This window comes from Janibacter sp. GXQ6167, from assembly GCF_041365945.1.
Taxonomy (GTDB): Bacteria; Actinomycetota; Actinomycetes; order Actinomycetales; family Dermatophilaceae; genus JBGFSK01.
Map to the genome: position 1 here is coordinate 197,769 of NZ_JBGFSK010000002.1, position 16,741 is coordinate 214,509.

Below are 16,741 nucleotides of genomic sequence, written 5' to 3' on the forward strand. Positions count from 1 at the left end.
GCGTCAAGATGGAAGGGGAGGACATGGTGGATCGCGCGAGACCGCAGCGGGTCGCCCTTCGTCGGCAGACCGTGCTCGATACCGCTGTCGCGCTCGCCGACGCCGAGGGGCTCGGCGCGCTCAGCATGCGCCGACTGGCCGATGCCCTCGGGGTCGTCCCGATGGCGCTGTACAAACATGTCGCCGACAAGGAGGACCTCCTTGACGGCATCGTCGGGACCCTCATCGATCAGGTACCCGAGACGACGGTGCGTCCGGCTGGAGACTGGAGGCTCGCTGCCCACGAGACCTTGACGGCAATGCGCGCGGTGGTCATGAGCCACCCGTGGGCCCGTCGGGTGATCGAGACGCGCACGAGGCGCACGCCGACCGTCTTGGGGCACATGGAGCGGGTCAGTCAGATCTTCCTCGGCGCAGGATTCTCCCCAGACCTCACTCACCACGTCATGCACGTGCTGGGGAGCCGGATCTGGGGCTTTAGTCCCGAGCTCTTTGACGAGTCCATCGGTTCGTCGGCGGGGCGGCGGAGCACCTCTGGCGACCCCGATCCGGATGATTACCCGGGGATTCTCGCGATCGCGGCCGATGCTAGGTCGCGCCGCCCCGAGGCGAGTGGATGCGACGAAGACTTCGAATTCGCCTTCGCGCTTGAGGTCATCCTCGACGGCGTCGCCCGCCTCCACCAGGAAGGATGGGCGTCGTCGGCAGGGGGCGGCGAGGAGGCCCGCTCATGACCATGGCAGCGTTTGTCGCCGCCACCCGCCGCTCAGCGCGGCTGGCTGACCGGGCCCGATCGCGCAGGTCGGAAGGGGGTGGCGCATGGGACGGCTGCTGCTAACCCTGCTCCCGGTCGCCCTCGCCGCGGGCGTGAGCCCGATGATGTTGAGCGAGCAGTTGCTGCTGCTGACCAGCCGCGACGGCGCCCGGCGCTCGAGGGCCTACGCCGCGGGGATGGCGACGGTGCTGCTCGGCCTCTCGGTCGTCGTGCTCACGATCGGGCGCTCACTGTCCCTCCCGAAGGCACCGACCTTAAGCGCCGGCCTCGACATTGCCCTGGGTACGGCCCTGATCATCTTGGCGCTGGTGCTTCGCACGCACACGCCGAAGCCGCGCCCTCACCGCGCCCCGTCCTCGGACAGCTCGAGTGGCGTCGGCGCCGCGTATGGATTCGGGGCGTTTTCGATGCTGACGAACTTCACCTCCCTTCCGCTCATCGTCGTCGCGAGCAAGGACATCGCGGCCAGCGGCGTCTCTCCCTTCGGCGTGGTCCTCGCACTGGTCTTGTTGCTGCTCGGAGGGTGCCTGCCCGCGTGGGCGCCGCTCGTGCTGAACCGCACCCCGGCGGGCGCGCGGGCGCTCCGCGCCGTGGCGCATGGTTTCGATGCGCACGGCCGCACGCTCGTGGCGATCGCCGTCGCGGGTGTTGGGCTGCTCTTCGTCGCCAAGGGGACGGTCGGCGTCCTCTGACGCTCAGCGCGGAGTCGACCGCTCCGACGGCTCGTCCGCGCTCGCCGCGACCTGGGCATCGGCGCGGTTGGCGAGCACGCTCGTCACCGTGGTGATCGCGAGCGCGGCGATGATCACGGCGAGCGAGGCGAGGGTGGGCACCGTCGGGACCTCGGGCCAGATCCCGTGCGCCCAGTGCAGGACGAGCTTGACGCCGATGAAGGCAAGGATCGCGGCGAGCCCGAAGCCCAGATGGCGCAGCTTGGTGAGGGCGCCCTGGAGCACGAAGTAGAGCGCCCGCAGGCCGAGCAGCGCGAAGGCGTTGGTGACGAAGACGAGGTAGGGGTCGCCGGTGATGCCGTAGACCGCGGGCACGGAGTCGATTGCGAAGACGAGGTCGGTCCCGAGGATCGCGAGGACGACCAGGGCGAGCGGGGTGAGCGCCCGGCGTCCCCCTTCGAGCACGGTGAGGCGCGACCCGCGATAGTCCTCGGTCACCGGGAAGAGGCGCCGCGTGACTCGGACCAGGCGCATCTGGTCTACGTCGACGCTATGTCCACCCGAGCGCGCGTCCCGCAGCACGCCCCACGCGGTCACCAGCAGGATCGCGCCGAAGGCGAGGAAGATCCACGAAAAGCGCGCGATGAGCGCCGCCCCGAGCGCGATGAACGCCGCCCGCATGATGAGGGCCCCGATGATCCCGATGAGGAGCACCCGCTGCTGGAGCACCTTCGGGACGGCGAAGGCGGAGAGGATCAGGATGAAGATGAAGAGGTTGTCGACCGAGAGCGACTTCTCCACCAGGTAGCCGGTGTAGTACTCGAGCCCGATCTGGGAGCCGTGCGACTGCCAGACCCAGACACCGAAGGCGAGCGGGAGAGCCAGGTAGAAGGCCGACCAGCCGAGGGCTTCGCGCATCCCGACCTCGTGCGGGCGGCGGGTGAGCATCAGGTCGAGCAACAGCAGCGCGATGAGCCCGCCGATCGTGAGCACCCAGAGGCGGGTGTCGGCAATGGTCGTGAGGGCCGCGGGGTCAGCGGCCGAAGGGAGCAGGGTGAGTGGTGATGACATGGGGGTCCTCGCAACAGGTCGAAACGTTGCGAGGTCTCCTTCACCCCGAGTGGGGCGCGCACCGGGCGGGGCATGGACCCCGCGCACTGACCGGCGACGGCTTTGGGAAGTACTCCCCTCGTGGGGCGAGACGATAAACGCGGGCGCCGAAGGGCGTCAACTTCTGGCGGTTCGCTCCCTTCCGCTGCGGCGAAGCCTGGGACGACTTAGCCGGCCTGGTCCGCCACCGCGGCGATCACGTCGAAGGCCACATCGAGCGACTCGGCCCGGGTGTCGTTGATCGTTACGCGATCGGCCCAGCCGCCGTAGCGGGCGATGAGTTCGCGCGCCACGGTGTCCGGCTCTCCGACCACCGCGTAGGTGTGGAGTTGCTCGTCGGTGATGAGCGCGGGCATCTTGTCCCAGCCGTTCGTCACCGAGAGTTGGTGCAACTCCTCGTGGAGGTCGCCCCAACCGTGATGCTCGAGCACTCCGCGGTAGGTCGGCGTCGAGGCGTAGAAGGCGATCCGGGCCTTGGTCGCCTCGATGGCGCTCGCGATCTCCTCGTCGGTCCGGCCCGTCGCGACGAGCACTCCGGCGCTCACTTCGAAGGGTCGCGTGGTCCATGGCTCGCCGGCGGCTTCGCTCTCGGCCCGGGCTTCGAGCGCGCCGGGTAGCACCCGTTCGCGCAGGTAGGACGGGGAGCCGAAGGGGTGGGTGAGGAAGCCATCGGCGACGGCCCCAGCCGTCCTGGTCATCAGAGGGCCGACTCCAGCGAGCAACAGCGGTGGCGGGCCACTGGGGAGCAGTGGCGGCGAGAACATCGGCGGCATCAGCGTGTGCTGATAGAAGTCGCCGCGGAAGTTCAGCCGAGTCCCGTCCTGCCACGCCGACCAGATCGCGCGGGTCGCGAGGACGAACTCGCGCATCCGCGCCGCCGGTCGGTCCCAGGTCATCGCGAACCGTCGCTCGATGTGCGGTTTGACCTGCGATCCGAGACCGATCACCGCCCGCCCTTCGCTCACTTCGCTCAGCGTCCACGCTTCGTACGCGAGCGTCATCGGGGTGCGCGCGAAGGCGATCGCGACCCCGGTCGCTAACTCCAAGCGCGAGGTCTGACCCGCGATCCCGGCGAGCATGACGAAGGGGTCGCGTGCGAGTTCGGGGACGGTCAGACGCGAGACTCCCCGCTCCTCGGCGGTTCGGGCGATCGTCCCGACGACGGCGGGTGTCCCGTCTGCTGAGGCGTCGGCGATCAAGGGACGCGCTTCACGCGAGGTCATGGCACTCCTAGAAGGGTCACGGCGACATTGCCGAAGGGGGGACCGCTCACCCGAGCCTAGAACGCCCTCGGGGTGTGAGGGGTGCTCTTTCACGGGGTGCCCGGGGTGTCAGGGGTGCTCCGCCGCGCACCATGCGCACCCCCCCTTCCGCAAACGCCCGGGCTTTTGCCAAAGGAGGGGGAGGGGCGAAATAGCGGGCGAGCGTCGCGTGTTCGAAGGGGTGATCAAAGACAACCCGGTAACCGATACCTGATGCGAAGGAGCGCCCCATGGCGACCATCACCTTGACCGACGAGACCTTTGAAGCCGCCGTAGCCGAGAACTCGATCCTGCTGGTCGACTTCTGGGCGGAGTGGTGTGGTCCGTGCCGTCAGTTTGCGCCGATCTACGAGCAGGCGTCCGAGCAGCACCCGGATATCGCGTTCGGGAAGGTCGACACCGAAGCCGAGCGGCAGATCGCTGCCGCCGCGCAGATCACCTCGATCCCGACGCTGATGATCTTCCGCGAGGGCGTCCTGCTGTTCTCTCAGCCGGGAGCGCTCCCGGGCAATGCCCTCGAGGACCTCATCGACCAGGTCAAGGGCCTGGATATGGAGCAGGTCCACGCCGAGGTCGCCCGCCAGCGCGAACTGGCCGACACCCCGGTCGACATCAGCGCCGAGGACTTCGCGGCGGCGTGGACGGCCGAGACCCCTGTCATCGACGTCCGTGAGCCCGCCGAATTCGCCGCTGGCCACGTCCCGGGGGCCACGTCGATCCCGCTCAACCAGCTCCTTGAGCGCGCTGGGGAGTTGCCGACCGACGGGCCGCTGTACGTGATTTGCGCGTCGGGCAACCGCAGCCGCAGTGCTACTGAGGCGTTGCGCCGCACCGGGATCGAGGCCTACTCGGTTGCCGGTGGGACCTCCGCGTGGGCCGACGCCGGCCGCGAAATCGTGACCGGCGACAGCGAGTAGCAGGCGCGCAAGACCTCACCGAGGAGGCGACTCGTCCCAGCGCAAGCGGAGCTGGTCACCCGGCCGAAGTTGGGCGACCCGATCGATGTCGGCGCTACGCACGACCCCGATCACCGGGTATCCGCCGGTGACCGGGTAGTCGTTCAAGAAGATGACCGGCTCGCCATTGGGCGGGACCTGGATCGCCCCGCGGACCATCCCCTCGCTCGGTAGTTCCGCGTCCAACTGCTCCCGGGTTCTCTGCAGAGACCCGCCGGTGAGGCGCACCCCCTTCCGGTCGCTGCGATCGGATACCGACCAGGTGACGCGTTCGAGGTCGGTGGGGTCCGCGAACCAGTCGCGTCGCGGACCTGCACCGACCCCGATGGTGATCTCTCCCGCCATGAATGGTCGGGTTGGGGCGTGGTCGACGTGGGGGAGCTCGCGGGGAGCGGGGCCGATCGGGACGACGTCCCCGGCGGTGAGCGCGGGGGGCCCGAGTCCCGACATCGTGTCGCTCGACGTGGAGCCGAGGACCGGGTCGTAAGCGAGCCCGCCGCGCACCGAGACGTAGGTGCGCAGGCCCGCGGGTGGCACCCCGAGACGCAACTCGGCACCGTCGCGAAGGGGGAAGGGGGCGCCGTAGGCCACCGCGCGCCCGTCGGCGGTGGCGGGCGCTTCGGCTCCGGTGAGGCAGAGCGTGAGGTCGCCCCGGGCCCGTAGCCGCAGTCCCCCGAGCACGACCTCGATCGCCGCGAGCCCCTCCGGATTGCCGAGCAGCCGACCGCCGAGCGCGTACGACCCGTGGTCCGCAGCGCCCGCGCGACCGACCCCGACTGCCATGTGCCCGGGTCGTCCGGAGTCTTGGATCAGCGCCAGCGGCCCGGATTCGAGGATCTCGATCGCCTTGGCGCTCATCGGGATTCGTCCTTGAAGCGGACCGTCATCCCGGGGACCAGGAGCGCCGGAGGCTCGCGGTCGGCGTCCCACAGCGTGGCGTCGGTCGTGCCGATGAGCTGCCAGCCACCGGGCGATTGCCGGGGATAGATCGCGCTGAACTCACCCGCGAGCGCGACCGACCCGGCGGGGACGCAGGTGCGGGGCGAATCAAGGCGGGGCACCTGGAGGCGCGGATCGCCGCCGACGAGATAGGCGAAGCCGGGAGCGAAGCCGCCGAAGCCCACCCGCCACGGAGTCTCGGTATGAGCGGCGATGACCTCCTCGACGGTGAGCCCGGTGTGCGAGGCGACCGCCCCCAGATCGGGCCCGTCGTAGCGCACCCGCACCTCGAGCTCCTCGCTCACCGCGGCGGCGTCGCCAGCCGTGACCCCCTTCGTCGCGGCGCGGATCGCGGAGGCCAGATCGCCAAGGTTGGTCGTCGGCCGCGCGACGACGAGCACGGTCCGGGCGGCGGGCACGAGGTCATCGACCTGCGCCCACACGCCCTCCCCGGTGGCGACCCGAGCGGAGAGCGCGGCATCGATCGCGAGCACCGCATCGATATCGCTCGTCTCGACGAGCAGCGCCGCGTCGCCCATCGGCAGCAGCCGCACCGGGACCTCCATCAGCGCGGTTCGGCGTCCGAAGAGGCGAAGGGGCGGACCTCCACCCCGGCGTCGGTGAGGGCGGCCTTGACCGCGCGCGCCATGGCGACGGCGCCGGGCGAATCCCCGTGCGTGCAAATCGAATCCGCGGACACTGCGATGTCCTCGCCGTTTGCTGCGGTCAGGCGCCCTTCGGTCGCGAGCCGCACCATTCGCGCGGCGACCTCGTCCGGGTCGTGGAGGAGAGCGCCGGGTTCGCGGCGGGAGACCAATCGCCCTTCGGGGGTGTAGCCGCGATCGGCGAAGGCCTCACGGATGACCCGAAGACCCGCGGCCTCACCCGCCGCGAGGAGCGCCGAACCCGGTAGACCCATGAGCGGCAGGGAGGGGTCATAGGCGACGACGGCATCGACCACAGCCTGTGCCTGGCGCTCGTCGACGGCGGCGGTGTTGTAGAGCGCCCCGTGCGGCTTCACATAGCGCACGCGCGTCCCGGCGACGCGGGCGAGCCCGTCGAGCGCACCGATTTGGTAGAGGACATCGGCGGTGAGCTCCGGCGATGGCATGTCGATCGCCCACCGCCCAAACCCGGCCAGGTGGTTGTACCCCACCTGCGCGCCGATCACGACGCCCCGTTCGGCGGCGGCCGCACACGTGCGCTGCAGGGTGAGGGCATCTCCGGCGTGGAAACCGCAGGCGACATTGGCGGAGGTGACGACCTCGAGCATCGCGTCGTCATCCCCGAGCCGCCAGTTGCCGTAGGACTCGCCGAGGTCGGAGTTGAGGTCGATCTGGATCGTCATGGTGCTCCTTGGTCGTCGTGCTCAATCACAAGTGACGCGCGGGGGTTTATGCGGACCACAGGGCGCTCAGGCCGGAGAGGGAGTTCCAGCCGAGGTAGAGGGTGAGCAGCCAGGCCAGGGCGCCGAGGCCGAGCAGCCACTTCGGGTAGTCGTACCCGCCGAGGAGGTCGCGGCGGCGCCAGGCCACCCAGAGGATCACGGTGAAGCCGAGCGGCAAGATCACGCCGTTGAACCCGCCCGCGAAGACGAGCAGTTTGGTCGGCGCCTGCTCGAGGATGAGGAAGAGGATCAGACAGACCGCGATGAAGGCGACGGTCACCAGGCTGCGGTTGCGCGGCGCGGTCTTTTGCGTCGTGAGAAACGAGACGGTCGTGTAACTCGCCCCGATGACCGAGGTGATTGCGGCGGCCCAGAAGATGATGCCGAACATCCGCAGGCCCACTTCGCCCGCAGCGTGCTGGAAGGCGCTCGCGGCCGGGTTATCCGCCGCAAGGCTGGCGCCGCTTGCGACCACGCCAAGGATCGCGAGGAAGAGGATGCCGCGCATGATGCCGGTGACCACGATGCCGATGATCGAGCCCCGGGTGATCTCGGGGGCGTGGGCGGGTCCGGTGCGACCGGATTCGATGAGCCGGTGAGCACCCGCGTAGGTGATGTACCCGCCGACCGTGCCCCCGATCAGGGTGGTGATGGCGAGGAAGCTCACCGACTCCGGCATCACGGTGTTCTTCAGCGCTTCACCGACGGGCGGATTGCTCGTGATGGCGACATAGGTGGTGAGCGCGATCATGACGACACCAAGGCCGACCACGATCCGGTCGAGGGCGATCCCGGCGCGCTTGGAGAGGAAGATCGCGATGGCGATGGCGCAGGAGAGCAGCGCGCCGAGCTTGACGTCCAGGCCGAGCATGGCGTTGCTGCCGAGGCCGCTTCCCGCGATGTTGCCGATGTTGAAGACGAGCCCGCCGATCAGGATGAGCCCGGCGAGGGCGTAGCCGAGGCCCGGGGCGACCTGATTCGCGAGTTCGTTCGCGCGCAGGCCCGAGACGCCGATCACTCGCCAGACATTCATTTGTACGGCGATGTCGACGAGGATCGAAACGACGATCGCGAAGGCGAAGGCTGCCCCGAGTTGGATCGTGAAGGTCGTCGTTTGGGTGATGAAGCCCGGACCGATGGCCGAGGTGGCCATGAGGAACATCGCGCCGAGGAGGGCGCTGCGCTTGGACTGGGAGACCCCCGGATCGTGCCGGATATCGGCCTCGCCACCCATGGCCGGGTCGGCGGGGTGCGGCGTGTGGGGTCGTGGGTTCTTCGGGGGGCGCGGGTCGGACATCGCGGGTCTCCTGCCATCGATGGCAGCCGCCACCGGCGGGACCGGCACGACTGTGTGCTGGATCACGACGGTAGCGGATTGTTGAACAATCCGGCAATACCCCGAAACTCGAAACTGCCCTACAGTCCAAGCGTGCGCAATGACGACCTCGCGGCGGCCCTGCAGCAGATCCCGGCAGCCCCGCTTGCCCGCCCATCGGCGGCCGAGCAGGTCCGCCGGGTGCTGCGCACGCAGATCATCGACGGACTCCTTCGCCCCGGGACGCGCCTCACTGAGGAGACCATCACCAGCGTTCTTGGCTACAGCCGCAACACGATTCGCGAGGCTTTCGTGCTCCTCGCCGCCGAACGCCTCGTCGTCCGCGAGGCTCACCGCGGGGTCTTCGTCGCGACCCCCGGTGCCGATGACATCCGCGACATCTTCGCGACCCGGCGCCTCATCGAGCCCGCTGCGGTCGAAGGGGGCCGAGCCTTCTCCGACCACCTCGTTGGGCGCCTCCGGGACGTCGTGGACACGGCGCTGGCCGCTGCCGAGCGCGGGGATCTCCCCGGGGTCGCCCAGGCCAATCAGGAGTTCCACCGCGGCCTCGTCGCCTTCTCCGGCAGTGCGCGCGCGGCCACCCTCATGGAAGATGTGCTCGCCGAGATGCGCCTCGTTTTCCACGCGATGGCGACGGATCCGCGCTTCCACCTCGACTACCTGCAGCGCAATGTCCAGATCGTCGCGATGCTCGAGCGTGGGGAGCGCCGCGAGGCGGCCGCGGCCCTGACCCAGTACCTCGATGACGCGCAGGCGAGGCTCCTCGGCGAGTCGGCCGGAGGCGCCGACGGCTAGTCCCCGTTAGAGGGCAGCCTCGATGTCGCTCGTGAGGTCGGCGGGCTTGGTCGTCGGGGCAAACCGCTCGATGACCTGGCCGTCACGACCGATCAGGAACTTGGTGAAGTTCCACTTGATCCGATCGCCGAGCAGGCCCCCCTTCGACTCCTTCAGCCACGTCCAGAGCGGGTCGGCGTGCTCACCGTTGACGTCGACCTTGGCGAACATCGGGAAGGTCACGCCGTAGTTCACCTGGCAGAACTCGCCGATCTCGTCGTCGCTGCCCGGCTCCTGAGCGCCGAATTGGTTGCACGGGAAACCGAGGACGACCAGGCCGCGGTCGCGGTAGGTCTGCCAGAGCTCTTCGAGCCCCTCGTACTGCGGGGTGAAGCCGCATTTGCTCGCGGTGTTGACCACCAGCACGACCTGCCCGTCGTAAACCGACAGCGGCTCGACCTCGCCGGTCAGGCGGCGGGCGGAGAAGTCGTAAAGGCTCGTCATAGAGCCAGCCTACGGGCGGCGGCGCTCGCGCCAGGCGCGCCACGCGCCGGTCGACCACAGCGCCCACGTGATGAGTAGGGGCTGGAAGGCGAGTCGGGTGAGCCGCGCCCCATCGGAGTCGAGCCCGAAGGCATCGCGCCCCTCGGTGTACTGCGCGATATTGCCGGGGAAGACCGCGACGAAGAGGGCGGCCGCGACCCAGCCCAAGATGACCCGGTAGCGCGGGAGCAGGATCAGCGCGGCCCCGAGGAGGAGCTCGACGATCCCGGAGAGAACCACGACGAGATCAACATCAAGCGGTACCCACGGCGGCACCTGCGCCTGGAAGGTCTCGCGGGCGAAGGTGAGGTGTCCGAGACCGGCGAAGACCAAGAACGCCCCGAGCACGATCCGTCCCACATGAGCGAAGGGGGAGACCGCTGGCTGCTCGCTTGTCATGCCTCCAAGCATCGCAGCCGTGCCCATCGCGCTCGACCGCGCGCCGTCCGGTCCGGATCCCGGAGTCATCGAGCCCGTCACCCGGCCGAGCGGAAGTGTCGGTATGTGCAGGGTCGGTGCGCTCGGCGACGCTTTGGTGGTGGGGAAGTGTCGGTATGTGCAGGGTCGGTGCGCTCGGCGTCGCTTTGGTGGTGGGGAAGTGTCGGTATGTGCAAGGTCGGTGCGCTCGCCGTCGCTTTGGTGGTCGGGAAGTGTCGATAGGTGCAGGGTCGATGCGCTCGCCGCGCTCCGGGTCACGATTGGCCAACGTCTCACCCGATCGGGTGAGGGCAGCCTCCCTTCGCGCCGATCGGGCACCTACAGTGACGAAGGATTACCTCACCTGGTGACGATTCAACGGAGAACACGTCATGAACTCGCTCGTGCTTGCGCTCATCGGTATCGCGATGATGCTCGCCGGATACGCCCTGTACTCGAAGTTCCTCGCCGGCAAGATCTACGGCCTGGACGATTCGCGCCCGACGCCAGCGCACGAGCAGGAGGATGGCGTCGACTTCGTCCCGACCAACAAATACGTCCTCTGGGGCCACCATTTCACCTCGGTCGCGGGCGCGGCGCCGATCGTCGGCCCGGCGATCGCGATCATCTGGGGTTGGTTCCCCGCCTTCCTCTGGGTGACGATCGGGACCATCTTCTTCGCGGGGATGCATGACTTCGGAGCCCTCTGGGCCTCGGTCCGCCACCGCGGGAAGTCGATGGGCACCCTCTCCGGCGACTACATCGGTGGTCGCGGTCGGGCCCTCTTCCTCGTCATCATCTTCCTGCTGCTGCTGATGGTGATTGCCGTCTTCGCCGTGGTGATCGCGAACCTGCTCGTCTCGACCCCAAGCGCCGTGATCCCGACCTGGGGCGCGATCATCGTCGCTCTCGTGATCGGTCAGGCGATCTACCGGTACAAACTCAGCCTGCCGATCGTCTCGGTGGTCGGTGTGGTCGCGCTCTACGCCCTGATCCTGCTCGGCGACCGCTACCCGATCGAACTCCCGGAGACCGTGCTCGGCCTCTCGACGGCCGCGTTTTGGATCGTCGTGCTCATGATCTACGCGGGCATCGCCTCGATCCTGCCGGTCTGGGTACTGCTCCAGCCGCGGGACTACATCAACGGGCTGCAGCTCTTCATCGGGCTCGGCATCCTCTACGTCGCGATCCTGCTCTCCCGCCCCGAGATCGTCGCGCCGGCGATGAACGACGACGTGCCAGCGGGGACACCGGGGCTCTTCCCCCTTCTCTTCGTCACCATCGCGTGCGGAGCGATCTCGGGCTTCCACGGGATCGTCTCGTCGGGCACGAGTTCGAAGCAGCTCGACAAGGAGAGCGACGCCCGCTTCGTCGGGTACTTCGGCGCCGTCGGTGAGGGCCTCCTCGCGCTCGGCACGATCATCGCCGTGAGCGCCGGCTTCCAGACCGCCGCTCAATGGCGCGAGCTCTACGACGCCTTTGGGAAGGGGGGGGTGCCCGCCTTCATCGAAGGTGGCGGCAACATCATCGAATCCGGCGTGGGCCTGCCCTCCTCCCTCGCCGCGACGGTCCTCGCGACGATGGCCGTCCTCTTCGCCGCCACCACGATGGATACCGGCGTGCGACTGCACCGCTTCGTCACCCAGGAGATCGGCGAACTCGCGGGCGTGCGCATCCCGAAGGGGATCGCGACCGTCATCGTGCTCGCGCTCGCCTTCGGCTTGGCCTTCGGCGCGAGCAGCGATGGCACCGGCGGCATGCTGATCTGGCCGCTCTTCGGCACGACGAACCAGCTACTCGCCGCGCTCACCCTCTCGGTCATCACGGTGATCCTGCTGCGGATGCGCCGCAACGTGCTGCCGATTGTGATCCCGCTCGTCTTCGTGCTCGTGATGACGGTGTGGGCGCTCGCGGTCCAGTTGGGTGAGTTCTACGCCGCCCGCGACTGGCTGCTCGCGATCCTTGGGACGATCGTCCTCGTCGCCGCACTCTGGGTCGTCGTCGAAGCCGGAATGGCCATGCGCCGCACCGCTGCCCACCCCGAGCCGATCGATGAGGACGAGGACGCGCCGTCCCCGTCCGATCGGGTCTGACGATGACCGGCGCACGCCCCGGCCGCCTCGCTCAGGTGGCGGCCGGGCTGCGCGACTTCTACAGCGCGCCCTACCGGCGTACCTTCGCGCGCGCCCAGCGCGACGAGGATGACCTCTTCATGGTGATCGTGATGGCCGAGGCCCTCGGCGTGCCCAATCCCGCGAGTTATTACACGATCGAGTTGCTCCCGGTGGTGTACGACCAGTTCCACGACTGGCACCGCCGGATGGGTCTCGACCGCAGTCCGCTCGACCACTTCTCGTGCTGTTGAGCCCCCTTCGATCGCTCGCCGAATCCCGCGAGGTCCTCTTCGTCGGTGGGAAGGGGGGCGTCGGCAAGACCGCGGTGGCTTCGGCGATCGCGCTGGAGCAGGCGAAGGGCGGGCGCCGCACCCTGGTCGTCTCGACCGACCCGGCGCACAACCTCGGGCACCTTTGGCAGCGCCCGATCGGAGACACACCGGTCGAGTTGGCGCCCCTACTCCGCGGCGTCGAGGTCGACCCGGCGCGCACGACCGATGCCCATCTCGCCGCCGTCCGCGCGACCATGACTCGGTTGATGCCCGAGCACCTCTCCGGGGAGGTCGCCAAGCACCTAAGCCTCGCCCGTGACGCGCCGGGTACCCATGAAGCCGCCGTGCTCGAACGCGTCGCCGAGATCGTCGAAGGGCGTGAACGCGACGAGTTGATCGTCTTCGACACCGCGCCGTCCGGGCATACCGCCCGGCTCGTGGCGCTCCCCGAACTGATGCAGGCCTGGACCGAGGGTCTGCTGCGACGACAGGAGCGCTCGGCCTCCTTCGGGGCGGCGCTGCGCGGGCTCGAGCGCGAGGACGAGGACCCGATGGCGGCCTCGGTCGTCGGGATCGGGGCCCGTCCGAAGGGTGACCGGGATCGCCGGGCGCGGCGGGACAGCGAGATACGCACGATCCTGACCCGTCGTCAGGAGCGCTTCGCTGACCTGCGCGCCGTCCTGCAGGACCCGGCGCGCACCGCCTTCGTCATCGTCCTCGCCGCCGAACGCTTACCGGTGCTGGAGACCATCGAGCTCGCGGAGCAATTGGGCCGCTCCGGCATGGACGTCGGTGCGCTCGTGGTCAACAAGCGCTCGCCAGCCGACGCGGGCCCCCTTCTCACTGCTCGGCGCGAGGTCGAAGAGGGGTACCTCGCCACGCTCGCCGGCGCGCTGCCCGGCCTGCCGCGCGTTGAGGTGCCACTGCTGCCGGGAGAGGTGCTCGGCGAGCAGGGGCTCACCGATCTGGGGCGCCACCTCCACTAGCCGCCGCGCGCTCACCCCGAGCCAGGCCAGCGGCGCGACATTTCCCGTGAAACTCCCGACATCCCGTGGAACTCCACGAGACATCGGGAGTTTGACGGGATCGCTAGACCGAGGCACGCCACCGGCTCGGCGGCACCCCGTACTCGGTGGCGAACCACCGCGAAAAGCTGCTGATCTCGGCGAAGCCCAGGCGTTCGGAGATCTCGGTCATCGAATGGCCCGCCGCGAGATAGCGCTCGGCGCGGTGGTGGCGCACCTGCCGGAGCAGGCGCCCAAAGGTGAGCCCCTCGGCGCCCAGCCAGCGGTGCAGGGTCCGCCGATCGACACCGACCGCAGACGCGACCCGGTCGGCCGAGCAGCGGCCAACCGGTAGGAGGTCTTCGACGATGCCGCGGACCTGCTCGAGCCGATCCTCCGGGGCCGCGGAAGCGACGGCTTCGAGATAACGGCGGGCGTAGACCCGGCGTTGCGGATCATCTGATGGGCGGATCTCGTCGAGCACCTCGGCGTCGAACTCGACGCTGTCGGTCTCGGCGCCGAACTCCACGCTCGTGCCGAGGATGCGCTCGTGCTCGCTGACATCGGGCGGACCCGCATGGCGGAAGAGGACGCGCCGCGGGGGGCGGTCGTCGCCGAGGAAGCCCTCGGCGATCCGGCAGATCACGGCCGCGGCCAGTTCCGGCGCCTGGGTGTGGCGCACGGCAGTCCCGAACTCGAACCGCACGACCGCGTTGCTGACGGCCCCTCGGTCGACGAGGCGCAGGCGCAGCGATTCGTTGTACGAGGGCCAGAAGCGGCCGAGGGTGGTGAGGGCTTCGCGCAGGCTCGGCTCCTCGGTGAGGACGAGCCCGACCGGGCCGAGCGTCGTGATGGTCCGGTGGGTCGACATCCGAAGGGCGAAGGTGGGGCACCCCGAGAGCAGGGCCGCGGACTCCATGGTCACCGCGACGTCGACGCTGCGCGCCCACGCATCCGGCTGGTCGAGCAGCTCCGGGTCGAGGCCCTGGCGGCGCATCAGGGCGCGGTGATCGACGCCCACCTCACGGCAGACGGGCGCAAAACCGGCCAGGGCGGCGTATCGGACGATCGGAGCAGACTTCATCTCGTCCCGAATTGTCAACCAAGATGTCCCGAATCGTCAAGCAGTGGCCCGCCTCACATCCCTACCGTCGTCGCATGCCGCACCGAAGCGGTGAGCAACGACCAAGGAGTGAAGAGTCATGGCAGGCGCAATCGTCTTCGAGCGGACCGGCGGGCCCGACGTCTTGCAGTGGGCCGACGTCCGCGTCGGAGAGCCCGGCGCCGGCCAGGTGAGAGTCCGGCACGAGGCGGTCGGACTCAACTTCGCCGACACCTACTTCCGGACCGGGCTCTACCCGGCGCCGCTCCCGTCGGGGATGGGCGTCGAGGCCTCGGGCGTGATCGAAGAGGTCGGCGCCGATGTCACCGACTTCGCCCCCGGCGACCGGGTCACCTACACCGGCTCCCCGCTCGGGGCGTACAGCACCGAACGCGTCATGCCGACCGACAGCCTGATCCACCTGCCCGACGCGATCACCGCCGAGACCGCCGCCGCGATGACCATGCGCGGTCTCACGGCGGCCTACCTCATACGCCGCATTGCCCCCGGCCTCGGCGCCGGTGACACGGTCCTACTGCAGGCGGCTGCCGGCGGCGTTGGCCTCATCGTCTGCCAGTGGGCGCGGCTGCTCGGCATCAACGTGATCGGCGTCGTCTCAACGCCGGAGAAGGGCGAGATCGCTCTCGCCCACGGAGCGACCGAGGTCCTCGTGGGGCGCGACAACGTCGCCCAGCGAGTCCGTGATCTGACCGACGGGAAGGGGGTCCCGGTCGTCTTCGACAGCGTGGGCGCCGCCACCTTCGAGTCCTCCCTGGACGCCGTCGCCCGCCGCGGGCTGCTCGTGTGCTTTGGCACCGCTTCGGGCCCCATCCCACACATCGACGCCATGCAGCTCGCGATCAAGGGCTCGATCTACGTCACCCGCCCGGCCCTCGCCGACTACATCGCCGACCCGGCCGAACGCGCCGAACTCGCCGGTGAGCTCTTCCAGCACGTCGCCGCCGGCGATGTCCGCATCGAAGTGGGTCAGCGTTTCCCCCTTCGCGATGCCGCACGCGCCCACGAGGCACTCGAGAGCGGGACCTCGATCGGGTCTTCCGTCCTCACCGTCTAAGTCCGTCACCTACCGACCCACCGAAAACAGTTGGAGGACAACGATGTCCATCACCGCACCTGACCTTCGTCCGCATGAGCCAGCCGTCCCGGCGAACTGGAGCGTCGAGCGGCTCACTGCCACCCTCGGCGCCCAGATCCACGGCGCCGACCTCGGCGAGATCTCGCGTCACGACGAGCAGTTCGCGGCGTTGCGCTCGCTGCTCCTCACCCACAAGGTCCTCTTCTTCCGCGATCAGGACATCACCCGCGGCGAGCACGTCGCGCTCGCCGAGCGCTTTGGGCCGCTGGAAGATCACCCGGTCGCACCGAGCGACCCCGAGCACCCGGGCCTCGTGCGCATCTACAAGGACGTCGACAGCCCCGCCGATCGCTACGAGAACGCGTACCACAGCGACGGTTCGTGGCGCGCTGAGCCCGCCATGGGCTCGATCCTGCGGTGCGTCGAGTGCCCGCCGGTCGGCGGCGACACGATCTGGGTCGACATGGTCAGGGCCTACGCCGATCTCCCCGATCGGGTGAAGGACCAGATCGCGGACCTGCGGGCCAAGCACAGCATCGAGGCGACCTTCGGCGCCGTCCTGCCGGCAGACCGTCGGCAGGGCCTCGCGACGACCTACCCCGACGCCGAGCACCCGGTCGTGCGAACTCACCCCGAAACCGGCGAGCAGATCCTCTACGTCAACTCGTTCACGACCCACTTCGTCAACTACCACACGCCCGAACGGGTGACCCACGGGATCGACTTCGTCCAAAGCGCTCCCGACCTGCTGACCTACCTGCAGCACCGGGCCACGATCCCCGACTACCAGGTCCGCTGGCGTTGGCAGAAGAACAGCATCGCGATCTGGGACAACCGCTCGACCCAGCACTACGCGGTCATGGACTACTGGCCGAGCCGGCGCTACATGGAACGCGCCGGAATCTGCGGCGACCGCCCCTTCTAGAGCTTTAACGCCACCGCCTCGGAAGGGGGCGAATCCCCCCTTCTCAGGCGGCCTCATC

At 69.1% G+C, this 16,741-nt stretch carries 18 protein-coding genes and 1 pseudogene; 10 read left to right on the forward strand and 9 right to left on the reverse strand.

Annotation, left to right across the window (positions count from 1 at the left end; translation table 11 throughout):
• Positions 1-26 precede the first annotated feature (26 nt).
• Together AB8K43_RS03770 and AB8K43_RS03775 are read left to right on the forward strand one after the other, a co-directional pair.
• Positions 27-734, forward strand: coding sequence for a TetR/AcrR family transcriptional regulator (locus AB8K43_RS03770; protein ID WP_370891644.1), 708 nt, complete (start codon positions 27-29; stop codon positions 732-734).
• A gap of 85 nt (positions 735-819) precedes the next feature.
• On the forward strand, positions 820-1,467 hold the full coding sequence (locus AB8K43_RS03775; RefSeq protein WP_370891646.1) for a GAP family protein: 648 nt from the start codon (positions 820-822) through the stop codon (positions 1,465-1,467).
• A 3-nt stretch (positions 1,468-1,470) separates the two neighbouring features.
• Here AB8K43_RS03775 and AB8K43_RS03780 read toward each other — a convergent pair whose 3' ends face one another.
• Together AB8K43_RS03780 and AB8K43_RS03785 are read right to left on the reverse strand one after the other, a co-directional pair.
• Positions 1,471-2,517 (reverse strand): TerC/Alx family metal homeostasis membrane protein, encoded by a 1,047-nt coding sequence (locus AB8K43_RS03780; RefSeq protein WP_370891648.1) that lies wholly within the window; start codon positions 2,515-2,517, stop codon positions 1,471-1,473.
• Positions 2,518-2,723: 206 nt separating this feature from the next.
• A complete protein-coding gene (locus AB8K43_RS03785; RefSeq protein WP_370891650.1) occupies positions 2,724-3,779 on the reverse strand; it encodes a TIGR03617 family F420-dependent LLM class oxidoreductase in 1,056 nt (351 codons plus the stop codon).
• A gap of 269 nt (positions 3,780-4,048) precedes the next feature.
• Between AB8K43_RS03785 and trxA the strand changes: the two are divergent.
• Together trxA and AB8K43_RS03795 are read left to right on the forward strand one after the other, a co-directional pair.
• Positions 4,049-4,414 (forward strand): annotated as a pseudogene (gene trxA, locus AB8K43_RS03790) (thioredoxin); the annotation flags it as partial.
• A gap of 15 nt (positions 4,415-4,429) precedes the next feature.
• Positions 4,430-4,735 (forward strand): rhodanese-like domain-containing protein, encoded by a 306-nt coding sequence (locus AB8K43_RS03795; protein WP_370892087.1) that lies wholly within the window; start codon positions 4,430-4,432, stop codon positions 4,733-4,735.
• A gap of 15 nt (positions 4,736-4,750) precedes the next feature.
• Here AB8K43_RS03795 and AB8K43_RS03800 read toward each other — a convergent pair whose 3' ends face one another.
• The 4 genes from AB8K43_RS03800 to AB8K43_RS03815 are packed head-to-tail and all read right to left on the reverse strand — an operon-like array spanning position 4,751 to position 8,334.
• Positions 4,751-5,632 (reverse strand): biotin-dependent carboxyltransferase family protein, encoded by an 882-nt coding sequence (locus AB8K43_RS03800; RefSeq protein ID WP_370891652.1) that lies wholly within the window; start codon positions 5,630-5,632, stop codon positions 4,751-4,753.
• The gene (locus AB8K43_RS03805) at positions 5,629-6,267 is read right to left on the reverse strand and encodes an allophanate hydrolase subunit 1 (RefSeq protein WP_370891654.1); all 639 of its coding nucleotides are present in this window, start codon (positions 6,265-6,267) and stop codon (positions 5,629-5,631) included. The genes AB8K43_RS03800 and AB8K43_RS03805 overlap by 4 nt, the downstream gene beginning before the upstream one ends.
• A gap of 11 nt (positions 6,268-6,278) precedes the next feature.
• Positions 6,279-7,061, reverse strand: a complete 783-nt coding sequence (locus AB8K43_RS03810; protein ID WP_370891656.1) for a LamB/YcsF family protein — start codon at positions 7,059-7,061, stop codon at positions 6,279-6,281.
• 46 nt (positions 7,062-7,107) lie between these two features.
• Positions 7,108-8,334 (reverse strand): NRAMP family divalent metal transporter, encoded by a 1,227-nt coding sequence (locus AB8K43_RS03815; protein WP_370892089.1) that lies wholly within the window; start codon positions 8,332-8,334, stop codon positions 7,108-7,110.
• A 195-nt stretch (positions 8,335-8,529) separates the two neighbouring features.
• Here AB8K43_RS03815 and AB8K43_RS03820 point away from each other — a divergent pair, with 195 nt between their 5' ends.
• Positions 8,530-9,231, forward strand: a complete 702-nt coding sequence (locus AB8K43_RS03820; RefSeq protein ID WP_370891658.1) for a GntR family transcriptional regulator — start codon at positions 8,530-8,532, stop codon at positions 9,229-9,231.
• Between the two features lie 6 nt (positions 9,232-9,237).
• Here the strand turns inward: AB8K43_RS03820 and AB8K43_RS03825 are convergent, their stop codons facing one another.
• Both AB8K43_RS03825 and AB8K43_RS03830 read right to left on the reverse strand, forming a co-directional pair.
• On the reverse strand, positions 9,238-9,714 hold the full coding sequence (locus AB8K43_RS03825; RefSeq protein ID WP_370891660.1) for a glutathione peroxidase: 477 nt from the start codon (positions 9,712-9,714) through the stop codon (positions 9,238-9,240).
• 9 nt (positions 9,715-9,723) lie between these two features.
• Positions 9,724-10,152, reverse strand: a complete 429-nt coding sequence (locus AB8K43_RS03830) for a MauE/DoxX family redox-associated membrane protein (RefSeq protein WP_370891662.1) — start codon at positions 10,150-10,152, stop codon at positions 9,724-9,726.
• Between the two features lie 410 nt (positions 10,153-10,562).
• On the opposite strand from AB8K43_RS03830, the gene AB8K43_RS03835 reads away from it, so the two are divergent.
• Genes AB8K43_RS03835 through AB8K43_RS03845 form a run of 3 tightly spaced genes read left to right on the forward strand, consistent with a single transcriptional unit; the run spans position 10,563 to position 13,542 of the window.
• Positions 10,563-12,263 carry a carbon starvation protein A gene (locus AB8K43_RS03835; protein WP_370891664.1) on the forward strand — a complete coding sequence of 567 codons (1,701 nt, stop codon included), beginning with the start codon at positions 10,563-10,565 and terminating at the stop codon, positions 12,261-12,263.
• Positions 12,264-12,265: 2 nt separating this feature from the next.
• Positions 12,266-12,535 (forward strand): cory-CC-star protein, encoded by a 270-nt coding sequence (locus AB8K43_RS03840; protein WP_370891666.1) that lies wholly within the window; start codon positions 12,266-12,268, stop codon positions 12,533-12,535.
• Positions 12,532-13,542, forward strand: a complete 1,011-nt coding sequence (locus AB8K43_RS03845) for an ArsA family ATPase (protein WP_370891669.1) — start codon at positions 12,532-12,534, stop codon at positions 13,540-13,542. Before AB8K43_RS03840 ends, AB8K43_RS03845 begins: the two co-directional genes overlap by 4 nt.
• Positions 13,543-13,645: 103 nt before the next feature.
• Here the strand turns inward: AB8K43_RS03845 and AB8K43_RS03850 are convergent, their stop codons facing one another.
• Positions 13,646-14,644, reverse strand: coding sequence for an AraC family transcriptional regulator (locus tag AB8K43_RS03850; protein ID WP_370891671.1), 999 nt, complete (start codon positions 14,642-14,644; stop codon positions 13,646-13,648).
• Between the two features lie 118 nt (positions 14,645-14,762).
• On the opposite strand from AB8K43_RS03850, the gene AB8K43_RS03855 reads away from it, so the two are divergent.
• Positions 14,763-15,737: a quinone oxidoreductase gene (locus tag AB8K43_RS03855; RefSeq protein WP_370891673.1), complete on the forward strand. Its 975-nt coding sequence runs from the start codon at positions 14,763-14,765 to the stop codon at positions 15,735-15,737.
• A 43-nt stretch (positions 15,738-15,780) separates the two neighbouring features.
• On the forward strand, positions 15,781-16,683 hold the full coding sequence (locus AB8K43_RS03860; protein ID WP_370891674.1) for a TauD/TfdA dioxygenase family protein: 903 nt from the start codon (positions 15,781-15,783) through the stop codon (positions 16,681-16,683).
• Positions 16,684-16,741 lie beyond the last annotated feature (58 nt).